The following is a 16,914-nucleotide window of genomic DNA, read 5'->3' as shown; positions in this document are numbered from 1 at the left end:
AGAACATTGCCAGAATGGCCGGACGCGCTGTACGATCTGCTGCGGCAGAATGGTGTCACCCAGTTCGCCTATGTGCCCGACGCCGGCCACAAGGTGCTGATCGATCGTTCCCTGGCCGATGCGGACGTTCACTCGGTGCCGCTGACGACCGAGGAGGAAGGTGTCGCCATGCTGGCCGGCGCCGACCTCGGCGGCCAGCGCGCGGTGCTGCTGATGCAGTCGTCCGGCGTCGGCAACTGCATCAACATGCTGTCGCTGACCCATGGCGGGCGCTTTCCATTCCTGACGCTGGTGTCCATGCGGGGTGAATACGGTGAAGGCAATCCCTGGCAGTTCGCCATGGGTCAGGCGGTGGAACCGGTGCTGCGGGCGATGGGTGTCATCGTGCTGCGGGCGGAAACGCCGGCCGAGGTGGTTCCGACCGTCACCGCCGCCATCACCATGACCTACCAGTCCGGCCAGCAGGTCGCGGTCCTGCTCACCCAGCGCCTGATCGGCGCGAAGAAATTCTGACGGAGCAGGTCATGGCGAAACTCAACAAGCTGCAGACCGCAACGCTGCCGGAAGCCGTGCTGGATCGGCGGCAGGCGGTGCCGGCGCTGATCGAGCGGCCGGACGAGTTCCTGATGGTCGCCGGCCTGGCCGGAACCGCCTGGGAATTGTCGGCCTTGACCAAGGACGGCCCCAACGTGTTCGGGCTGGGCGGCGCCATGGGTGCGGCGCCGATGATGGGCCTCGGGCTGGCGCTGGCGCAGCCGAAGCGGCGCATCCTGGTGGCGACCGGCGATGGCGAACTACTGATGAATGTCGGCGCGCTGGCCACCATCGCGCTGCAGAATCCGCCGAACCTGACGATCATCTGCGTGGACAACGGCCACTACGGCGAAACCGGCAACCAGGAAAGCCATACCGGTCTTGGCGTTCGCCTGGACGTGATCGCCGCCGGCGCGGGCTTTCCAGTCGTGCACGTGATCAACACCGAAGCCGACCTGGCGGAAGGCCACCGCCTGCTGCGCGAAGGCGGTGGCCTGACTTTCATCCTGCTGCGCGTCAAGCAAGGCCCGACCAACCAGTACAAGAAGAACCTCGTCCCGCACCTGGAACGCGATCGGTTCCGGGCCGCCTTGCTTGGATGACGCCGTCGCCTTGTTGCGCCTCCAGATGGAGTGGGGGGCGGACGAGGCGCTTGACCCGGAACCGCTCGATCGGCTGCGCCCGCTCCAGCCGGCGACGCCGGCACCGATCCGCCCAGCGGTGGCTGTCCCGGCGGCGGATCAGCCGCGCGCCACGCCGGCGGTCCGGGCGGCGGCCGTCGCGGCCGAGGCCGCCACGTTGGAGGCCCTGCGGGAGGCGATCGCCGGCTTCGATGGCTGCGCCCTGCGGGACACCGCCAGCCACCTGGTGTTCGGCGAGGGCGATCCCGCCAGCACGACCCTGATCGTGGGCGAAGCGCCGGGACGGGAAGAAGACCGCGGCGGCCATCCATTCGCCGGCCCCGACGGCCTCCTGCTCGACCAGATGCTCGCCAGCATCGGGCTGGACCGAGGTCGCCTGATGCTGACGCCGCTGCTGCCCTGGCGACCGCCCGGCGGCCGGCCGCCCAACGCGAACGAAGTAGCGATCTGCCTGCCGTTTCTCCACCGGTTGATCACGCTGCAAAGCCCGCGGCGGCTGGTGCTGTTCGGTGGCTCAGCCGCGCGTGCTTTGCTTCCCGCGACGCTCGCACGGCGCCGAACCGTGCCGGCATGGCTCGACTGCGGCATGCAAGGCGTGCACCAGCCCCTGCCGGTGCTGAACCTGCCGTCGCTGGCCGAGATGCAGAAGACACCCGCCCTGCGGCGGAGCGCCTGGGCCGGACTGCGCCTGCTGCGGCGCGCGATCGACCACGACAGTCCATAGATGTAATCGCGGATGTGTCGCCCGGGCGAGACGACGCCCAGGGCACAAGCCTGATGAATTCATCTCATTATCAGAACGTCGTCTCTTCCGGGTGGGTTGCTTCTCGTGCCGTTAGAGGCTAGCGAACTATTATGCGAGAGATCGGTCACACGCTCTCCCGCCTTTCCCAGGTTCGGGCACTGCTTATCGGGGCCGCGATCATCGTGGGGTCGTTCGCGGCCGGCGCGCACGGACAGGAGTCCGGATCAGGGAAGGGTTTGGGGGAACCGACACCAGATGGCCTGCCCGCCGACGAGGCGGCTCCGCCCGTAACACAGGTGTTTCGTGATGGCACACCAGCGCTCAATCCAGGCGTCGCGCTGCCGCGGCCGCTGAGCCCAGGCGACGCCGCGGTTTATTGGCGGATTTTCGCGCTTCAGGAAAAGAGCGACAGTCCCGAGGCGGCACGTGCAACGGCCAACCTGCGTAATCCGCTGCTGCTGGGTGCCGTGCTGGCCGATCGATTCCTCGGACGTTACCACCGCTCCACCACCGCCGAATTGCTCGATTGGCTGGACCACTATCGCGACCAGCCGGACGCACCGGCGATCCGCGCGCTGCTGCTGACAAAGCTCCCGCAGGGAACGCCGCCGCCAGCAGTACCGGACGTGCCGTCATTGCCGCGATCTGCCGCGCTGGCGCCGGCATTGGACGAGACCGATACGCCGCGCAACGCCATGCCGCCCGCCGCCGCCCTCGATCGTCAGGTCGTCGAACGCGCTCAGCATGGGCAAGGCAATCAGGTGCTGCGGTTCATCGCTTCCATCCGCACGGTCTCTCCGGCCTGCCGCGCTCGGCTTCGCGCGGAGGTCGCACAGGTGCTGTTCACCCGCAATGAAGACGCGGATGCACTGCGCATCATTGAAGATTCGCTTGGGACAACCGCCCCAGGTGATCAGAACAGCCTTACCTTTTATATTGGCGGCCTGGCAGCCTGGCGCCTGGGTAACATCGAGCAGGCCAGGCGCCTGTTTGAAAGTGGCAGCTCCGCCGAGATCTCGTCGCCGCGGCTTCGGGCCGCGACCGAATTCTGGGCCTCTCGCGCCAATCAGCGATTGCATCGGGCGGTCGCGACCGTGAAGTGGCTACGGCGCGCGGCGGACGAGCGGACCACGTTTCATGGGATATTGGCGCGCCGGATGCTGCGGATGCAGATTGGCCTGGTTCCCGACGGGCAACTGCTGACCGAGGCGGACGTCGATGCGGTGGCCGCGACGCCGCAAGGGGAACAGGCGTTCGCGCTGCTGCAGGTCGACCAGTTGCGCCGAGCCGAGTCGGAGTTGCGCGCGCTCTGGCCGCAAATCCAGGCGAACGCGCTGTTCGGGCGGTCGGTGCTGCTGGTGGCCTCCGCCGCCGGTCTGAACGATTTTGCCGCGCAACTGGCGGACAGGCTGCAGGCGGCGGAAGGGCACCGTTTCGACGCTCTGCGCTTCCCGATCCCGCGTTTGCGACCGGCCCATGGTTTCCGTGTCGATCCCGCATTGGTCTATGCCATGACCCGCACCGAATCCCATTTCGATTCCGCTGCGATTTCGCCGATGGGCGCACTTGGCCTGATGCAGATCATGCCGGCCACCGCACGGTATATCGCCGCCGATCTCGGGTCCGCCGATGAGCGTCTTCACAATCCCTCGCTCAATCTGGAAATCGGCCAACGCTATGTCTGCTACCTCGCGCGCCTGGACGGCATCGATGACGACCTGATCCGCCTGCTGGCCAGCTACAACAGCGGTCCCGGCAACTTCCTCCGCTGGAGCGGGGATATCAGGGACAACGGCGATCCGCTGCTGTTCATCGAGGCCATTCCGTCGCCAGAGACGCGCGCCTTCGTGCCGGATGTGCTCGCCGCCGCCTGGATCTACGCCGCCGAACTGCACCGGCCCGCGCCCAGCCTGGACAGCCTGGCGGCCGGCGACTTTCCTCGCTTCACGCCGATGCCGGAACCGGGCAGGATGACCAATGTCGCGCTGAGCCTGAAGTAGCGCCGACAGTTCAAACCATGATCGTTTAAGTTTGCGTCCCTGTGAGTCTCCGATCATGGTCTGGCGACTTGCTTGATCGCGTGACTCACGCCTGCTGACGGATCAGCCTCAGGCGATCACGCTAATGCTTTGCTTGATCGCGTGATTCACGCCTTCTGACGGATCAGCCTCAGGCGATCACGCTAATGCCGGAGTCACCATTCATGGCCCGAATTGACGAAACCCGCCGCTTCATCCCAGTCAACATCGCCGTGTTGACGGTTTCCGACACCCGCACCGCGGCCAACGATACGTCCGGCGACACGCTGGTTGAACGTATCACGCGTGCCGGCCATCGCGTCGCCGCCCGCGCGATCGAGCGGGACGAGACCGCCGCGATCGAGCGCCTGCTGCGCGGCTGGATCGCCGATCCCGGCATCGACGTCGTCATCACCACTGGCGGCACCGGCATCACCGGCCGCGATGTCACGCCGGAAGCCTTCGAGCACGTCATGGAGAAGCGCATCGAGGGTTTCGGCGAGCTGTTCCGCATGCTGAGCTACCAGAAGATCGGCACCTCCACGATGCAGTCCCGCGCCATCGGCGGCGTGGCCGGCGGCACTTACCTGTTTGCCTTGCCCGGCAGCACCGGGGCGGTGAAGGACGGCTGGGACGACATTCTTGTTTCGCAACTCGATAACCGGCATCGGCCGTGCAATCTGGTGGAATTGATGCCGCGGCTGCAGGAACACCTGAAACCGGCGGCCGAATAGGGTTTTCGCCAGATCGAATATCCGGCTAAACGACATGTAATGTTGCCTCGCGGGATCCCGATGCATGGGCTGTTGGCAGTGCTGCTGGCACTGATGGCGCAGCTTGGCATTGGCGCCAGCGTGCCGAGCAGCGATTTCATTGGTGGTTTCGCGGGCGTGATCTGTCACGGGACGGACGGCTCCAGCGGCACGCCTGCTACCCCAACGAAGCATCCCGCCGACTGCCCGCTGTGCCCGCTGTGTGTGGCCTTGCACGCCCCATCGATGGTGGTTCTGTCTGCCGTTGTGGCGCCTGTGCCGCCTGCCGTGGTGGTGGTCGTACGAAGCGAGTTGCCACCACCCTCGACCGCGCCGCCATCCGCGCGGCGGCCACCGAGCCAGTCCCGCGCCCCGCCCATCGTCTCCTGAGCATCGTTCGCCGCCCCGGCTCGGGGCGAGACATGTCCGCTTCAGGAGATTTTCATGCGATCAGTTCACGCCGTAGCAGCGCTCGCCGTCGGCACGCTGCTGCTGTCCCACCAGGCCAACGCCCATGGATTCGCCGGCGACCACATGTTCATCAGCACCTTGTTGATTGATGATCCCAATGTCGCCGATGAGGCGAGCTTGCCAACCTTCAGCTACCTGCCGCAGCCGACCGACAGCGGTGCGGCGCCAGCGTTGCACACCTTGGCATTCGAATTTGACAAGCGCATCACCGAGAACTTCGGCTTTGCGTTGAACGACGGCTACAACTGGCTGAGCCAGCCCGGTGCGAAGACCGCGAACGGCTGGCAAAATCTTGTCGTCACGCTGAAATACAAGGCCTATGTCAACGATGAGCATGAATTCCTTGTCTCGGTCGGCGTGCAGCGGCTGCTGGCGCGGACCGGCGCAAGCGGGGACAACGGCACGTTGCTCGGCAACAATCCCAGCAGTTCCACCATACCGACGTTATATTTCGGCAAGGGTTTCGGTGACATCCCGGTGGGCTGGATCCGCCCCTTCGCCCTGACCGGAGAGCTTGGTTACCAGATTGCCGATAAGAAGCTGAAGGTCGATCCCGACACCTACGACCCGGTCAACAACGGCATTTCCAACTCCTGGACGGGCGGGCTGTCGCTGCAATACAGCATTCGTTACCTGTCGTCGCAGGTAAAGGATTACGGCCTGCCCGACTTCGTCAACAAGTTGACGCCGGTCGTCGAGCTTGCTTGGTCATCGCCCGCGAGCAAGCCGACGGAGTTCGGCACACAGTACCTATGGGGCGTCGGCCTGAACTACACCGCCACGAGCTATGCCGTGGGGCTTGAGGCGCTGGTCCCCGGCAACCGGCAGACCGGGTCTCACCTGGGGGTGATCGCCCAGTTCCACCTGTATTTCGACGACCTGCTGCCGCGCAGCCTGGGCACACCCATTGTCGATTGGTTCAGATCATGACCCGGGCCTTTCTGCTGGCCGCCACTGCCTGCCTGATCAGTCAAGCGGCGTTCGCGCATGCCTTCCTGGACCGTGCCTCCCCTGCCGTGGGGTCGGAAGTTGCCGGATCACCGCCAGCATTGGACTTGACTTATACCGAACCGGTAGAGCCGCTGTTCAGCACGATACAGGTTACCGATGCATCTGGCGGGCGGGTTGATCAGGGCACGCCGAAACCCCTGGACGGTGGCCACGTGCTGTCCGTTGCACTGAAGCCGCTCTTGCCCGGCGTCTACACCGTGGAATGGCATGTGACCTCCGTTGATACCCACAAGACGGAGGGACATTTCACCTTCACGGTGAAGCGCTGAATGCCGGCGGGGGAATAATGGACCCGGCGACGCTTCTGGCGCTGCTGCGTGGTCTGCACCTGGCGTCGACGTTGTCGCTGCTGGGCGTGATTGGCTTTATCGCCTGGGTTCTGCCGGCGGCCAAGGACGAGGGCAGAGGCATGTGGGCGCCGCTGATCCGTTTGTGGTGGGTCAGCGGTGCCGCCGCGCTGGTGACGGGTGCGGCATGGTTCATTCTGCAATCCGTCGCGATCGCCGGCGCCGCCAGTCTGGTGGAACTTGCCGCCGCGCTGCCCGTGGTGGGCGAACATACGCGCTACGGCCAGACGATGCTGGTGCGGGCTGGTCTGCTGCTGGCGGCGACGCTGCTGGCCAGTCGATCGCGCTTCCGGCTCTACCTGGCGTTGGTGCTGAGCATCGTCGCGCTGGGATTGCAGGGCTTCATCGGCCACGCCGGCGCCATGAGTGGGCGAGTTGGTGACGGCATCATGGCATCTGAATCACTGCACCTCGCCGCCGCCGGTCTGTGGCTGGGCGCGCTGGTTCCGCTTGGTCTCAGCCTTGGGCGGCTGCCACCGTCCGCGGGTGCGGCGGTCTGCGAGCGCTTTTCACCGATCGGCCTGGCCTGCGTGCTGGTGCTGGCCGGCACCGGCCTGGCGCAGGGCAGCGAGCTGATCGGCAGCATTCCGGCCCTGTTCGGCACCCATTACGGCCGGATCGCGCTGCTGAAGATCGGCCTGTTCATCGTCGCGCTGGCTTTGGCGGCGCTCAACCGCATATGGCTGACGGACCGCCTGACCGGCGGCCATGGAGAGGAAGCCGAGCTGGCCGTGGCGCAGCAGCCATTCCACATGATGAGCTGGTGGAATGCGCGAACGTGGCTGCGTCTGTCTGTGATCATCGAGACCCTGATCGGGTTGGCGATCATTCTGGCGGCTGCCTTCATGGCGTCCGCCTCGCCGGCGTCGCATGAACAGCCGATCTGGCCGTTCTCCTGGCGGTTCAGCCTGGTCACGGTGAACGAGGATGCCGACGCCCGGCGGGAGGTGATCGTCAGCCTTGGGTTGATCGGCGTGGCCGTCCTGCTGCTGGTCGCGGCTTTTATTTGGGGCCGCTTCAAGCTTCTGGCACTAGCGGTATTGGCAGGAACAGTCGCCGTCCGTGCATCGTCGTTCACGCTGCTGACGGTCGAGGCGTATCCGACCAGCTTTCAGACATCGCCCACGGACTTCTCCGCCAGCTCCATTGTCCGCGGGCAGGCACTGTACGCGCGGGACTGCGTGTCCTGTCATGGGGTGGCGGGGAAGGGGAACGGGCCGGCTGCTTCGGGGTTGCGGATCAAGCCGGCTGATCTGACGATGCCGCATCTGTGGGAGCACTCGGACGGGGCGTTGTTCTGGTGGGTGACGCATGGGATCGATGATCCCGAAGGTGGGCTTGCGATGCCGGGGTTTGCCATGCTGTCGGCAGCCGACCGATGGGCGCTGATCGATTATGTCCGGGCGCATAATGCCGGTGTGGCGATGCAGCTTGGCGCGGCGGCCGAGGTTCCCGTTGCCGCCCCGGCGCTACCGGTGCGATGCACCGGCATCAAGGCCTCGCGCACCACCGACCTGCGGGGCCATGTTGTGCATGTCGTGACCGACGGCACCGAGATGGACCAGCGACCAATCCCGCCCCAGCTTGGGATCTCTGTCATCCCGCTGGACCTGCGGCTGAACGACGGCGAGACGACTCCGCCGCCGCCGCAAGGCGCCTGTGTCGTGGCAACGCGCGCTGCCTGGCAAGCCTATGCGATCCTGGCAAACCTGCCGCCGGACAAGCTGTCAGGCAGCGAATTCCTGATTGGTCCCGATGGTTGGCTGCGCGCCGAACGCGGACCCGACAAGCCGAACGGTTGGCACACGCGGGACGACCTGATCGCCACCGTGCGCGGCATCTGCGCCCGCCCCCTTCATCAGACGAACAGAGGTGAACATGAACACCACCACTAGACCCGTTCCCCCGCCGGACCCGCCGCCACGCATCCCGCCGGGTACCGCGCCACCCAATCGCATCCTCTATGCCACAATGGGCATCGTGCTTGCGGTGTTGCTGATTGGCGCCGGCGGCTTCCTGTGGTTGAGCGGTGGCCGAGGCACCAACCTGGGCCGTATCGGCGGTCCGTTCACGCTGGAGGACGGCAACGGCAAGCCCATCACCGCTCGCGATTTCCACGGCAACTACATGCTGATCTATTTCGGCTATACATTCTGTCCCGACGTCTGTCCCACCACCCTGAATGCCGTCGCCGCCGCGATGGACAAGCTTGGGCCGGCGGCGAGCCATGTCCGACCGCTGTTCATCACGGTTGATCCTAGGCGGGACACCCCGTCGGTGGTTAAGCAGTATGCCGCCGCCTTCGGTCCCAGCATCACCGGCCTGACCGGGACGCCCGCGGAAATCGCCCAGGTCGCCAAGGAATACCGGGTCTATTACGCCGAACATCGTACTGGTCCGGGTCCCGAGGACTATTCGATGGATCACAGCTCCGTGCTGTATCTGATGGGCCCAGACGGAAACTTCATCGCGCCGGTGCGGGCCGATCAGAGCGGGGATGAAATCGCCGCGGACCTGAAGAAGTTGATGGGTTGATCCTGCCTTGTGGTCACGGCGAGAACCGCCGACGTACGCCTCGGTTTTGCCGTCGCACCTGGGATAGGCGGATGGCCGCCGCGCCACACATGAATTCGGGGATTGCCTGTTCAGCGACCACGGCCGACATCTACCAACGGCGGTGGTGCCACCCGCCATAGCCAAAGCCGCCGCCAATGACCACCGAAGGTCCAAAAAACCCTGGTCCGTAGCCGTATCCAGGGCCGTAACCGTAGGCCGGCCCGTAGCCATAGCCATAACCGCCATACGGATAGCCGGCCGCGTAACCGGTTGGCGCCGACTGCACACTGTTCCCCTTCGAGTACATGCACTGTGTATACGCCGTGTCGTACCGTGCCTGCACGTTGCCGCCCACTACCTGGGCATTGCCTGTGCCAACCGAGCTACCGGCCAGCAGGCCCGTCGCGCCACCAGTCGCCGCACCCGCGCCAGGTGCCCCGGCGGCGGCGCCGATCGCGGCACCCAGGCCGGCGCCCAGCACGGTGCCGGCCGCCGCGCTACCAACCCCGGCGTTGTTGGCTGCCTGTGTGGCGTTGACGCCCCCCGTCTGCTGTGAGGCGAAACCGCGGCATGTCGCGTCATCCTGCTGGAATGCCCCAAACGACTTCCCCTGCGGCGGCAGGGCCATGACGGTCGGCCCCTGTGGCGCCACCGCGCAGGCACTGACGGCAAGGACCGAGACCAGAGCGAGAGTCATTGGCGCGAAAGTCGTTGGCGCGAGAGCGGTTGTTGCGCGACGCATGATGCGGTTCCCAGCACTGACAGTCGGAATTAGGACGATATTGCTATCGGATACTTAGGTGCAATTCGGTATCCGGCATGTAACATAGTGTGTACATGACCACAAATCTGTTTCGCCGCCGGACCACGATCCGGTATTTGAACAGCGTCAGGCCGATTTTGCCAACCGCCCGCGATCAGCGCCGCCCGCTTGTGCTACGCCGCTGTCGTGTAGGCGCAGCCCACGATACGGCGCCGGCATCCTTGCTGGGGTTGCGCGTGTCCGCCCAATCTGCACGAATCGCTTGATCGGTGACCACGGGAACAGGACGCACCGGGTCAGGATGATCCGAGACGCCTTCGCGCCCGGCGGCGGCTCCGCGCTACCATCAGCGCCTGTCGGCAGATTTGCGGGGAAACCGGCGGCTTCGCCGACGACGCGCAAGGGTATCGATCAGCGCTCTTCACGCGGCAGTTCGAAAGCCATGTCCAACTTGCTCAATGCTGCGCCGTGGTCCGTCATCGCGGCATTCTTGCCGTAGCGACGACAATGATGACAGGAATCAATTGGAAGATGGTGTTCGTGCCTGATCCGGGCAGAACGCCGGTGCATGCGAGTTGAAGCGGCCAGGAAGCTCGCTTTTATTGCAAGAAATGCATCGTAATGACGCGAAGCAGCTTCAAATTGCTTGCGGGCTTATAGCGTGATCGCCTGAGGCCGACGTAGTCAGAAGACGTGAATCACGCGATCAAACAATAAGTTAAAGCACGACTTCTGGATCAGCCTAAACCAATCGCGCTTTAATGCAGATCGACCTGAGGCCAATCATCGCTTAGGCCGGCGGTGCATCAGGCCAGCTTCAAATTTGTCGCGGCGGCCTTGCCGCGCTCCATGGCAACCTCGTAACTGACCTTCTGGCCGTCGTTAAGGCCTTTGAGGCCGGCGGCCTGAACCGCCGTGATATGCACGAATACATCCTTGCCGCCATCCTGCGGCATGATAAAGCCAAATCCCTTGGTTGCATTGAACCATTTAACCGTTCCAACGGCCATGGCTGTTTCTCCCTCAGATAGCCGGCCGATTGCATCAACAACCGGCCGTTCGGTAGCCCTCGCCGATCGCTAGACCGGCTTGAGATTGGTCGCGGAAGCCTTGCCACGCTCCATCGCAACATCGAAGGAAACTTTCTGCCCCTCATCCAAGCCGCGAAGACCGGCGGCCTGAACCGCGGTGATGTGGACGAACACATCCTTGCCGCCATCTTGCGGCATGATGAAACCATATCCTTTTGTGGTATTGAACCACTTGACCGTACCTGTAGCCATCTGCGTCGTTCTCCGTCCTGGCGCCGCGCAAAAGCGCGCGATGCTTAGACAACCGGGTCTTTGGACATCCTGAGGCACCCGAGCGTGGAAGCGCAGCAAGGCACGCCAAATACGATTGCACGTCATAGTTGACACATAAACCGTGATGACTGTCAATCACGCTGCCAGCCGGTGACACGTTGTTTATCCTTGAATCGTGAACCCGCTGATGAGTCTTTGATCAGCTTCCGTCGAACCCTGTATGCGGTACGGCCGGAATGGCCCCAGGCCCAGCCAGGACAACCCGAGCAGGCAGAGCCGCTTGAAACTTGGCGCCGAACGCAACGACCTGATGAGCCAGGTGCGTCCCTCGCTGGGCCGCAGGTGGCGTACCAACTCCCGCCCGACGACCCAGGCATTTTCCGCTTCCGTTCGGGATCGCAGCCTGGTCAGGCGGGCCTGCCCAATCCGGGCGGCAATGCCCTCGTTGCCGAATACCGCGTCCATGCTGGCGAGGAAGCGTCCCCAATCGAAGGCCATGGTCATGTAGGCGCTACCGGCTCGCTGCCGGACGAACAGCAGGGGTTCACGAGACTTGACGGACACAAACTCACCCAAGAGTGCAAGGCGGGTCCAGTATTCCCAGTCCTCACCGTAAGACAGCGCGGTATTAAACCCGCCGCAGGCGTCGATCGCCTGCCGCCGGATCAGCAAGTGGCCGCCGTTGGCGAACAGGTTCCGGACAAGAAGGGACCGCAGCAGCAAGCCAGACGGCGGAGGGTTGTAGCAGCGGAACGAACCGTCAGCGTTTGTCCTGGCGTAGCCGGAAACCGCCGCCACCGCGCAGCGCGCATTCTTCAGCGTATCCGACAAGATCGCCAGCGCATCCGGGGCGAGCCAGTCATCCGCATCCAGGAACAGGATCGCCTCGGCGTTCAGGTGCGCCAGACCCCGGTTGCGTGCCGCCGAGACACCGGCGTTGGCCTGACGGATCAGGTGGATGCGAGGGTCGGGAAAGCTGGCGACGACATCCGCGGTGGCGTCCGTGGAGCCGTCATCCACAACCACCAGGGACCAGTCCTGAAATGCTTGGTTCAGGACCGATCGAATGGCGTCGCCCAACCATGCGGCGACATTGAAGGCCGGGATGACAAGACCGACGTGCATGGAGACCTCACCGCGGTGAGCCAATCTTTCTCATGCTCATGGTGAAGAACTGATTAACGCAGGGGAGCAATCACCGATCAGACCGCTCCGTTTTGAACCCGTCATGGCCGGGACAAGCCCAGCCATGAAGAATTGGTGCAACGTGGTCGGAAACTGCTCAAAGGAATTGGACCTGTCATTCGCCAGCAACGTGTCAAATCCGGCATCTTGCCGCTGTCGTCGCTTACATCAGGCAGATTGGGCGGGTCAGCAAGAACCCTGGCATGGCCGGCCTTCGCAACTTAGGTCGACCATGACCGATTTTGAAAACGATGCCTCGACTAACGCATTCGCGCCGGATGGAAGCCGAGGCATGACAACCCTGGAAATGTCATGCGCCGCTTCCATTCAATGCCGATCAAACGGATCCGGCCGACATCAGGCTACGGCCCCTACGCCTGCGCCTTCATCTCCACACCCTGCTCCTTCAGCAGCGTCTCCAGTTCGCCGGACTGGTACATCTCGGTCACGATGTCGCAGCCGCCGACGAACTCACCCTTCACATAAAGCTGCGGGACGGTCGGCCACTGGGAGAACTGCTTGACGCCTTCACGCAGCTCCATGTCCTCCAGCACGTTGGCGGATTGGAAGGGGGCGCCGATGTGGGTCAGGATCTGGATCACCCGCGCTGAAAACCCGCATTGCGGGAACATCGGGGTGCCCTTCATGTAGAGCATTACCGGGTTGGTCTCGATGTCGTTCTGGATACGCTGAGAGATGGGGTCGGCCATGCTGTAAAACTCCTTGATATTATTCAGGGACGGATGTCTGCAACGCAAGGGCATGCAGTTCGCCGCCCATGCGGCCTTGCAAGGCAGCGTAGACGATCTTGTGCTGCCGGACCCGATTCATGCCGCGAAACTGTTCACTGACGACGGTGGCGGCGTAGTGATCGCCATCCCCGGCCAAGTCTTCCACCACCACCCGCGCATCCGGCAGCGCCGCCTTGATCAAGGCTTCGATCTCGTTCGCCACCATCGCCATTCGGTCAGATCCTTCTAGCTTTCCGCTGCTTCCATGAAGGCGGGAAAAAAGCGTTCGTGTGCCGATCGCAACGCTGCGACAGATATTGTGCCGCCATCCGGCAGAGTCAAATCCTGACCGCCGGAGGTGCCCAGGCGCACCGCTTGGATACCGGCGGCCTCGGCGATGCGGGTAAACCCGGCATGGTCCGGCACCGCGACGATGTAGCGGGCCTGGTCCTCGCCGAACCAGAACGCATGGCCGGGGATGTCGCGTGGATGGGTCAGAAGTCTGGCGCCGACACCGCCCGCGATGGCCATCTCGGCAATGGCGACCAGGACACCACCGTCGGAGACGTCGTGGCAGGCCCGAATGGTGCGGTTCAGGATGTGGCCGCGAACAAAGTCGCCGTTGGTCCGCTCTGTCGTCAGATCCACCGGCGGCGGCGCACCATCTTGCCGGCCGGCGATCTCCCGCAGCCAGAGGGATTGGCCGAGCCAGCCGACGGTGGCACCGATCAGGACGATGTCGAGCCAGGGCGGCAGGGCGAGGCCGACCGCCAGGGCCGCATCGTCCAGCACGCCCAGGCCGCCGATCGCCGGCGTCGGCAGGATCGCCTGACCCTCGGTTTCGTTGTACAGGCTGACGTTGCCGGAGACGACCGGGAAGTCGAGTGCCTCGCAAGCCGCCGCCATGCCGCGGATGGCGGCGGCGAACTGGCCCATGATCTCCGGCTTCTCGGGATTGCCGAAATTCATGTTGTCGGTGATGGCCAACGGACGGGCGCCGACAGCGGTCAGGTTGCGCCAGGCCTCCGCCACCGCCTGAGCGCCGCCGGTTTCCGGATCAGCCAGACAATACCGCGGCGTGCAATCCGTCGTCAGCGCCAGCGCTCGGCTCAGGCCCTCCAGCTTCACCACCGCCGCGTCGGCCGCACCCGGCCGCTTGACCGTCTGGCCGCCGACCGTGCTGTCGTACTGGTCCCAGACCCAGGCGCGGGAGCACAGGTCGGGGCAGCCCACCAGTTTCTCCAGCGCCCGGGTCAGGCCGTAGCGATCCTCGACGCGGACCGGGTTGAGCTTTTCCTTCTTCGGCGTGTCGACGGTCGCGCGGGTATAGAGCGGCGCCTGGTCGTTCAGCGGCGCCAGCGGGATGTCGGCTTCCACCTGCCCATGATGGCGGACGGTGATCCGGCCGGTGTTGCTGAGTTTGCCGATGACGGCGAAATCAAGGTCCCACTTGGCGAAGATATCCCGGGCGAGTTGTTCCCGATCCGGCCGGAGCACCATCAGCATGCGCTCCTGGCTTTCCGACAGCATGAATTCGTAGGCGGTCATGCCGGTCTCGCGGGCTGGCACCTGGTCGAGGTCGAGGTCAATGCCCACGCCACCCTTGCCGGCCATCTCGACGGCGCTGCTGGTCAGGCCGGCGGCGCCCATGTCCTGAATGGCGATGATGGCGTCGGTGCCCATCAGTTCAAGGCAGGCTTCGATCAGCAGCTTTTCAGTAAATGGATCGCCCACCTGAACGGTAGGCCGCTTTTCCTCCGAGTCGGCGGCAAACGCGGCGGAGGCCATGGTGGCGCCATGGATGCCGTCGCGGCCGGTTTTCGAGCCGACATAGACCACTGGATTGCCGACGCCGGCGGCGGCGGACAGGAAGATGCGGTCCTTGTGAGCGATGCCGACGGTCATGGCGTTGACCAGCGGGTTGCCGTCGTACGACGGATGAAAGTTGATTTCGCCGCCGACGGTGGGCACGCCGACGCAGTTGCCGTAGCCGCCGATGCCGCGGATCACGCCGTCGACAATCCGTCGCGTGCGGGGGTTGTCGGGGCTGCCGAAGCGCAGCGCATTCAGGTTGGCGATCGGGCGAGCGCCCATGGTGAACACGTCGCGCAGGATGCCGCCGACTCCGGTGGCCGCCCCCTGGTAAGGCTCGATGAAACTGGGGTGGTTGTGGCTCTCCATCTTGAACACCGCGGCCAGCCCGTCGCCAATGTCGACCACGCCGGCGTTCTCCCCCGGACCTTGGATGACCCAGGGCGCCTTGCTGGGGAGTTGCTTCAGCCAAACGCGGGAGGATTTGTAGGAGCAGTGCTCCGACCACATGACGCTGAAGATGCCAAGTTCGGTCAGGCTTGGGGTGCGGCCCATGATCGCCAGCACGCGGCCATATTCCTCGGTGCTGAGGCCGAAGCCACGGGCAAGCGTTTCATTCACATCTGTCTGCATGCGGCGAACGTCTACGCCGCGGCGAGCGCATCGAACAGCGGTTTGCCGTCGGCGCCCCCCATCAGCGGGTCGACCAGGTCTTCCGGATGCGGCATCAGACCGAGAACGCGCAGGTTCGGGCTGAGGATGCCGGCGATGGCTCGGGCGCTGCCGTTGCGGTTGACGTCCGGTGTGATGGCGCCGGCCTTGGTCGCATAGCGGAAGGCCACCAGGTGTTGGGCTTCCAGCCGATCCAGCGTCGCGTCATCGGCAAAGTAGTTGCCGTCGCCGTGCGCCATGACGGCGCGGAAGGTCTGGCCGGTCTGATACTGGTTGGTGAAGGTGGTGTCGGACCGCTCGACCCGCAGATGGCAGTCCATCGACAGGAAGCGCAGGCTGGCGTTGCGCAGCAGCGCGCCGGGCAGGATGCCGGCCTCCGTCAGGACCTGGAAGCCGTTGCAGACACCCAGGATATAACCGCCGCGTGCGGCATGGTCGTGCACCGCTCGCATGATGGGGGAATGGGCGGCCATGGCGCCGCAGCGAAGGTAGTCGCCGAAGCTGAAGCCGCCTGGAATGACAACCAGGTCGAGCCCGGACAGGTCGGTGTCCTTGTGCCAGACCATCTGTGGTTTGGTGCCGAAGGATTTCTCCAGCGCGATGGCCATGTCGCGCTCCCGGTTGATGCCGGGAAAAATGATAATGCCGGCTTTCATGGGACCCGGTGGTGCGTTGTGAGGGAGGTCATTAGCGTTGTTTGGCAATTGGGACAATCAACAGGTCATGCGGTTGGCTTCTGGAGGTAGCGGATGCCGTCAAGGTTTTCGAAGTGCCGGTCGCAGGTCAGGAGGTCGCCGTCATAGGCTCTTGCGGTTGCGTATATGATGGCGTCCGCGGTAGCCAGTTGATGTTCGGCGCCGAGTTCCGCGGCGTAGAGCGCGATGGCGGTGGTCAGATCGATGACGACACAGGTCGTGGTGAACGCAATGAGCTGGTCGGCTATATCCGGACGGGATTCCCGGCGCGCCCATTTGGCCAGTTCCAGTTGAACGATGGTTGGCACAAGCCATTCGCCTGGTTGTGGTAATTCGTTATCGAGCGTCTCGCCGAGTTGCGAGCCTTCGAGCCATTCAATCCAGGCTGAAGTGTCGACGACTCGCATCAATATCGGTCATTCCGGTCCCGGTGGTTTTCGGTATTGGCCCCTCGCATTGATCCGGCGAGGTCTTCCTGTCGCGGGACCGGGACAAGCATGACGCCACCATCTTTCGGAATGAATGCGAATTTTTGGCCCGGCTGCCACTTTCGTAAAGAGCGGATGGATGTCGGAATTGAAATCTGGAACTTGCTGGACAGGGTCGCAACATCTGAAGGCGGCATGACACAATCTCCATCGATCACGTATCGGTAAGAAATTAACATGGCGGCTGAT

Annotated in this window: 20 protein-coding genes; 10 read left to right on the top strand and 10 right to left on the bottom strand. The window is 64.2% G+C overall.

The features are described 5' to 3' along the window. The first annotated feature begins 6 nt into the window (after positions 1 to 6). From ACQY4S_RS06610 to ACQY4S_RS06565, 10 genes are all read left to right on the top strand, one after another. Positions 7 to 513, top strand: coding sequence for a phosphonopyruvate decarboxylase (locus ACQY4S_RS06610; protein WP_428484392.1), 507 nt, complete (start codon positions 7 to 9; stop codon positions 511 to 513). An 11-nt stretch (positions 514 to 524) separates the two neighbouring features. Continuing rightward, the gene (locus tag ACQY4S_RS06605; RefSeq protein ID WP_428484391.1) at positions 525 to 1,136 is read left to right on the top strand and encodes a thiamine pyrophosphate-dependent enzyme; all 612 of its coding nucleotides are present in this window, start codon (positions 525 to 527) and stop codon (positions 1,134 to 1,136) included. Beyond that, positions 1,129 to 1,899 carry a uracil-DNA glycosylase gene (locus ACQY4S_RS06600; RefSeq protein ID WP_428484390.1) on the top strand — a complete coding sequence of 257 codons (771 nt, stop codon included), beginning with the start codon at positions 1,129 to 1,131 and terminating at the stop codon, positions 1,897 to 1,899. Before ACQY4S_RS06605 ends, ACQY4S_RS06600 begins: the two co-directional genes overlap by 8 nt. 131 nt (positions 1,900 to 2,030) lie before the next feature. Further along, positions 2,031 to 3,920 carry a lytic transglycosylase domain-containing protein gene (locus tag ACQY4S_RS06595; RefSeq protein ID WP_428484389.1) on the top strand — a complete coding sequence of 630 codons (1,890 nt, stop codon included), beginning with the start codon at positions 2,031 to 2,033 and terminating at the stop codon, positions 3,918 to 3,920. A gap of 203 nt (positions 3,921 to 4,123) precedes the next feature. Continuing rightward, positions 4,124 to 4,672 (top strand): molybdenum cofactor biosynthesis protein B, encoded by a 549-nt coding sequence (gene moaB / locus ACQY4S_RS06590; RefSeq protein WP_428484388.1) that lies wholly within the window; start codon positions 4,124 to 4,126, stop codon positions 4,670 to 4,672. A gap of 60 nt (positions 4,673 to 4,732) precedes the next feature. Further along, on the top strand, positions 4,733 to 5,080 hold the full coding sequence (locus ACQY4S_RS06585; protein ID WP_428484387.1) for a DUF2946 family protein: 348 nt from the start codon (positions 4,733 to 4,735) through the stop codon (positions 5,078 to 5,080). A 54-nt stretch (positions 5,081 to 5,134) separates the two neighbouring features. Beyond that, positions 5,135 to 6,091, top strand: coding sequence for a hypothetical protein (locus tag ACQY4S_RS06580; RefSeq protein ID WP_428484386.1), 957 nt, complete (start codon positions 5,135 to 5,137; stop codon positions 6,089 to 6,091). Next, positions 6,088 to 6,441 (top strand): copper resistance CopC family protein, encoded by a 354-nt coding sequence (locus tag ACQY4S_RS06575; protein WP_428484385.1) that lies wholly within the window; start codon positions 6,088 to 6,090, stop codon positions 6,439 to 6,441. Before ACQY4S_RS06580 ends, ACQY4S_RS06575 begins: the two co-directional genes overlap by 4 nt. 17 nt (positions 6,442 to 6,458) lie before the next feature. Continuing rightward, positions 6,459 to 8,414, top strand: a complete 1,956-nt coding sequence (locus ACQY4S_RS06570) for a CopD family protein (protein WP_428484384.1) — start codon at positions 6,459 to 6,461, stop codon at positions 8,412 to 8,414. Next, positions 8,398 to 9,054 (top strand): SCO family protein, encoded by a 657-nt coding sequence (locus tag ACQY4S_RS06565; RefSeq protein ID WP_428484383.1) that lies wholly within the window; start codon positions 8,398 to 8,400, stop codon positions 9,052 to 9,054. The genes ACQY4S_RS06570 and ACQY4S_RS06565 overlap by 17 nt, the downstream gene beginning before the upstream one ends. Before the next feature lie 130 nt (positions 9,055 to 9,184). On the opposite strand, the gene ACQY4S_RS06560 is transcribed toward ACQY4S_RS06565, so the two are convergent. The 10 genes from ACQY4S_RS06560 to ACQY4S_RS06515 form a co-directional block, all read right to left on the bottom strand. Continuing rightward, complete coding sequence (locus ACQY4S_RS06560) at positions 9,185 to 9,772, bottom strand: hypothetical protein (RefSeq protein WP_428484382.1); 588 nt, start codon at positions 9,770 to 9,772, stop codon at positions 9,185 to 9,187. An 872-nt stretch (positions 9,773 to 10,644) separates the two neighbouring features. Further along, a complete protein-coding gene (locus ACQY4S_RS06555; RefSeq protein ID WP_428484381.1) occupies positions 10,645 to 10,848 on the bottom strand; it encodes a cold-shock protein in 204 nt (67 codons plus the stop codon). 69 nt (positions 10,849 to 10,917) lie between these two features. Further along, positions 10,918 to 11,121, bottom strand: a complete 204-nt coding sequence (locus ACQY4S_RS06550) for a cold-shock protein (protein WP_428484380.1) — start codon at positions 11,119 to 11,121, stop codon at positions 10,918 to 10,920. Between the two features lie 183 nt (positions 11,122 to 11,304). After that, positions 11,305 to 12,267 (bottom strand): glycosyltransferase family 2 protein, encoded by a 963-nt coding sequence (locus ACQY4S_RS06545; RefSeq protein ID WP_428484379.1) that lies wholly within the window; start codon positions 12,265 to 12,267, stop codon positions 11,305 to 11,307. Between the two features lie 431 nt (positions 12,268 to 12,698). Next, the gene (grxD, locus tag ACQY4S_RS06540) at positions 12,699 to 13,037 is read right to left on the bottom strand and encodes a Grx4 family monothiol glutaredoxin (RefSeq protein ID WP_428484378.1); all 339 of its coding nucleotides are present in this window, start codon (positions 13,035 to 13,037) and stop codon (positions 12,699 to 12,701) included. A gap of 19 nt (positions 13,038 to 13,056) precedes the next feature. Next, entirely contained in the window at positions 13,057 to 13,290 is a 234-nt protein-coding gene (locus ACQY4S_RS06535) for a BolA family protein (protein ID WP_428484377.1), read from the bottom strand. A gap of 14 nt (positions 13,291 to 13,304) precedes the next feature. Further along, complete coding sequence (gene purL / locus ACQY4S_RS06530; RefSeq protein ID WP_428484376.1) at positions 13,305 to 15,503, bottom strand: phosphoribosylformylglycinamidine synthase subunit PurL; 2,199 nt, start codon at positions 15,501 to 15,503, stop codon at positions 13,305 to 13,307. Between the two features lie 11 nt (positions 15,504 to 15,514). Beyond that, positions 15,515 to 16,198 carry a phosphoribosylformylglycinamidine synthase subunit PurQ gene (purQ, locus tag ACQY4S_RS06525; protein ID WP_428484375.1) on the bottom strand — a complete coding sequence of 228 codons (684 nt, stop codon included), beginning with the start codon at positions 16,196 to 16,198 and terminating at the stop codon, positions 15,515 to 15,517. A 65-nt stretch (positions 16,199 to 16,263) separates the two neighbouring features. Beyond that, on the bottom strand, positions 16,264 to 16,644 hold the full coding sequence (locus ACQY4S_RS06520) for a type II toxin-antitoxin system VapC family toxin (RefSeq protein WP_428484374.1): 381 nt from the start codon (positions 16,642 to 16,644) through the stop codon (positions 16,264 to 16,266). Then, the gene (locus ACQY4S_RS06515) at positions 16,644 to 16,862 is read right to left on the bottom strand and encodes an AbrB/MazE/SpoVT family DNA-binding domain-containing protein (RefSeq protein WP_428484373.1); all 219 of its coding nucleotides are present in this window, start codon (positions 16,860 to 16,862) and stop codon (positions 16,644 to 16,646) included. The genes ACQY4S_RS06520 and ACQY4S_RS06515 overlap by 1 nt, the downstream gene beginning before the upstream one ends. Positions 16,863 to 16,914: the final 52 nt, after the last annotated feature.

This window comes from Rhodopila sp. (assembly GCF_965276935.1).
GTDB lineage: Bacteria > Pseudomonadota > Alphaproteobacteria > Acetobacterales > Acetobacteraceae > Rhodopila.
This window is presented reverse-complemented; position numbering and strand designations above follow the sequence as displayed.

What these genes read in the sequence shown, in the direction of transcription:
- ACQY4S_RS06575 (WP_428484385.1), top strand. Translation starts at nt 6,088, where the DNA reads ATGACCCGGGCCTTTCTGCTGGCCGCCACTGCCTGCCTGATCAGTCAA.
- ACQY4S_RS06580 (WP_428484386.1), top strand. Translation starts at nt 5,135, where the DNA reads ATGCGATCAGTTCACGCCGTAGCAGCGCTCGCCGTCGGCACGCTGCTG.
- ACQY4S_RS06570 (WP_428484384.1), top strand. Translation starts at nt 6,459, where the DNA reads ATGGACCCGGCGACGCTTCTGGCGCTGCTGCGTGGTCTGCACCTGGCG.
- ACQY4S_RS06555 (WP_428484381.1), bottom strand. Translation starts at nt 10,848, where the DNA reads ATGGCCGTTGGAACGGTTAAATGGTTCAATGCAACCAAGGGATTTGGC.
- ACQY4S_RS06560 (WP_428484382.1), bottom strand. Translation starts at nt 9,772, where the DNA reads ATGACTCTCGCTCTGGTCTCGGTCCTTGCCGTCAGTGCCTGCGCGGTG.
- ACQY4S_RS06595 (WP_428484389.1), top strand. Translation starts at nt 2,031, where the DNA reads ATGCGAGAGATCGGTCACACGCTCTCCCGCCTTTCCCAGGTTCGGGCA.
- ACQY4S_RS06520 (WP_428484374.1), bottom strand. Translation starts at nt 16,644, where the DNA reads ATGCGAGTCGTCGACACTTCAGCCTGGATTGAATGGCTCGAAGGCTCG.
- ACQY4S_RS06515 (WP_428484373.1), bottom strand. Translation starts at nt 16,862, where the DNA reads ATGCCGCCTTCAGATGTTGCGACCCTGTCCAGCAAGTTCCAGATTTCA.
- ACQY4S_RS06605 (WP_428484391.1), top strand. Translation starts at nt 525, where the DNA reads ATGGCGAAACTCAACAAGCTGCAGACCGCAACGCTGCCGGAAGCCGTG.
- ACQY4S_RS06565 (WP_428484383.1), top strand. Translation starts at nt 8,398, where the DNA reads ATGAACACCACCACTAGACCCGTTCCCCCGCCGGACCCGCCGCCACGC.
- purQ (WP_428484375.1), bottom strand. Translation starts at nt 16,198, where the DNA reads ATGAAAGCCGGCATTATCATTTTTCCCGGCATCAACCGGGAGCGCGAC.
- ACQY4S_RS06585 (WP_428484387.1), top strand. Translation starts at nt 4,733, where the DNA reads ATGCATGGGCTGTTGGCAGTGCTGCTGGCACTGATGGCGCAGCTTGGC.
- ACQY4S_RS06550 (WP_428484380.1), bottom strand. Translation starts at nt 11,121, where the DNA reads ATGGCTACAGGTACGGTCAAGTGGTTCAATACCACAAAAGGATATGGT.
- ACQY4S_RS06545 (WP_428484379.1), bottom strand. Translation starts at nt 12,267, where the DNA reads ATGCACGTCGGTCTTGTCATCCCGGCCTTCAATGTCGCCGCATGGTTG.
- moaB (WP_428484388.1), top strand. Translation starts at nt 4,124, where the DNA reads ATGGCCCGAATTGACGAAACCCGCCGCTTCATCCCAGTCAACATCGCC.
- grxD (WP_428484378.1), bottom strand. Translation starts at nt 13,037, where the DNA reads ATGGCCGACCCCATCTCTCAGCGTATCCAGAACGACATCGAGACCAAC.
- ACQY4S_RS06535 (WP_428484377.1), bottom strand. Translation starts at nt 13,290, where the DNA reads ATGGCGATGGTGGCGAACGAGATCGAAGCCTTGATCAAGGCGGCGCTG.
- purL (WP_428484376.1), bottom strand. Translation starts at nt 15,503, where the DNA reads ATGCAGACAGATGTGAATGAAACGCTTGCCCGTGGCTTCGGCCTCAGC.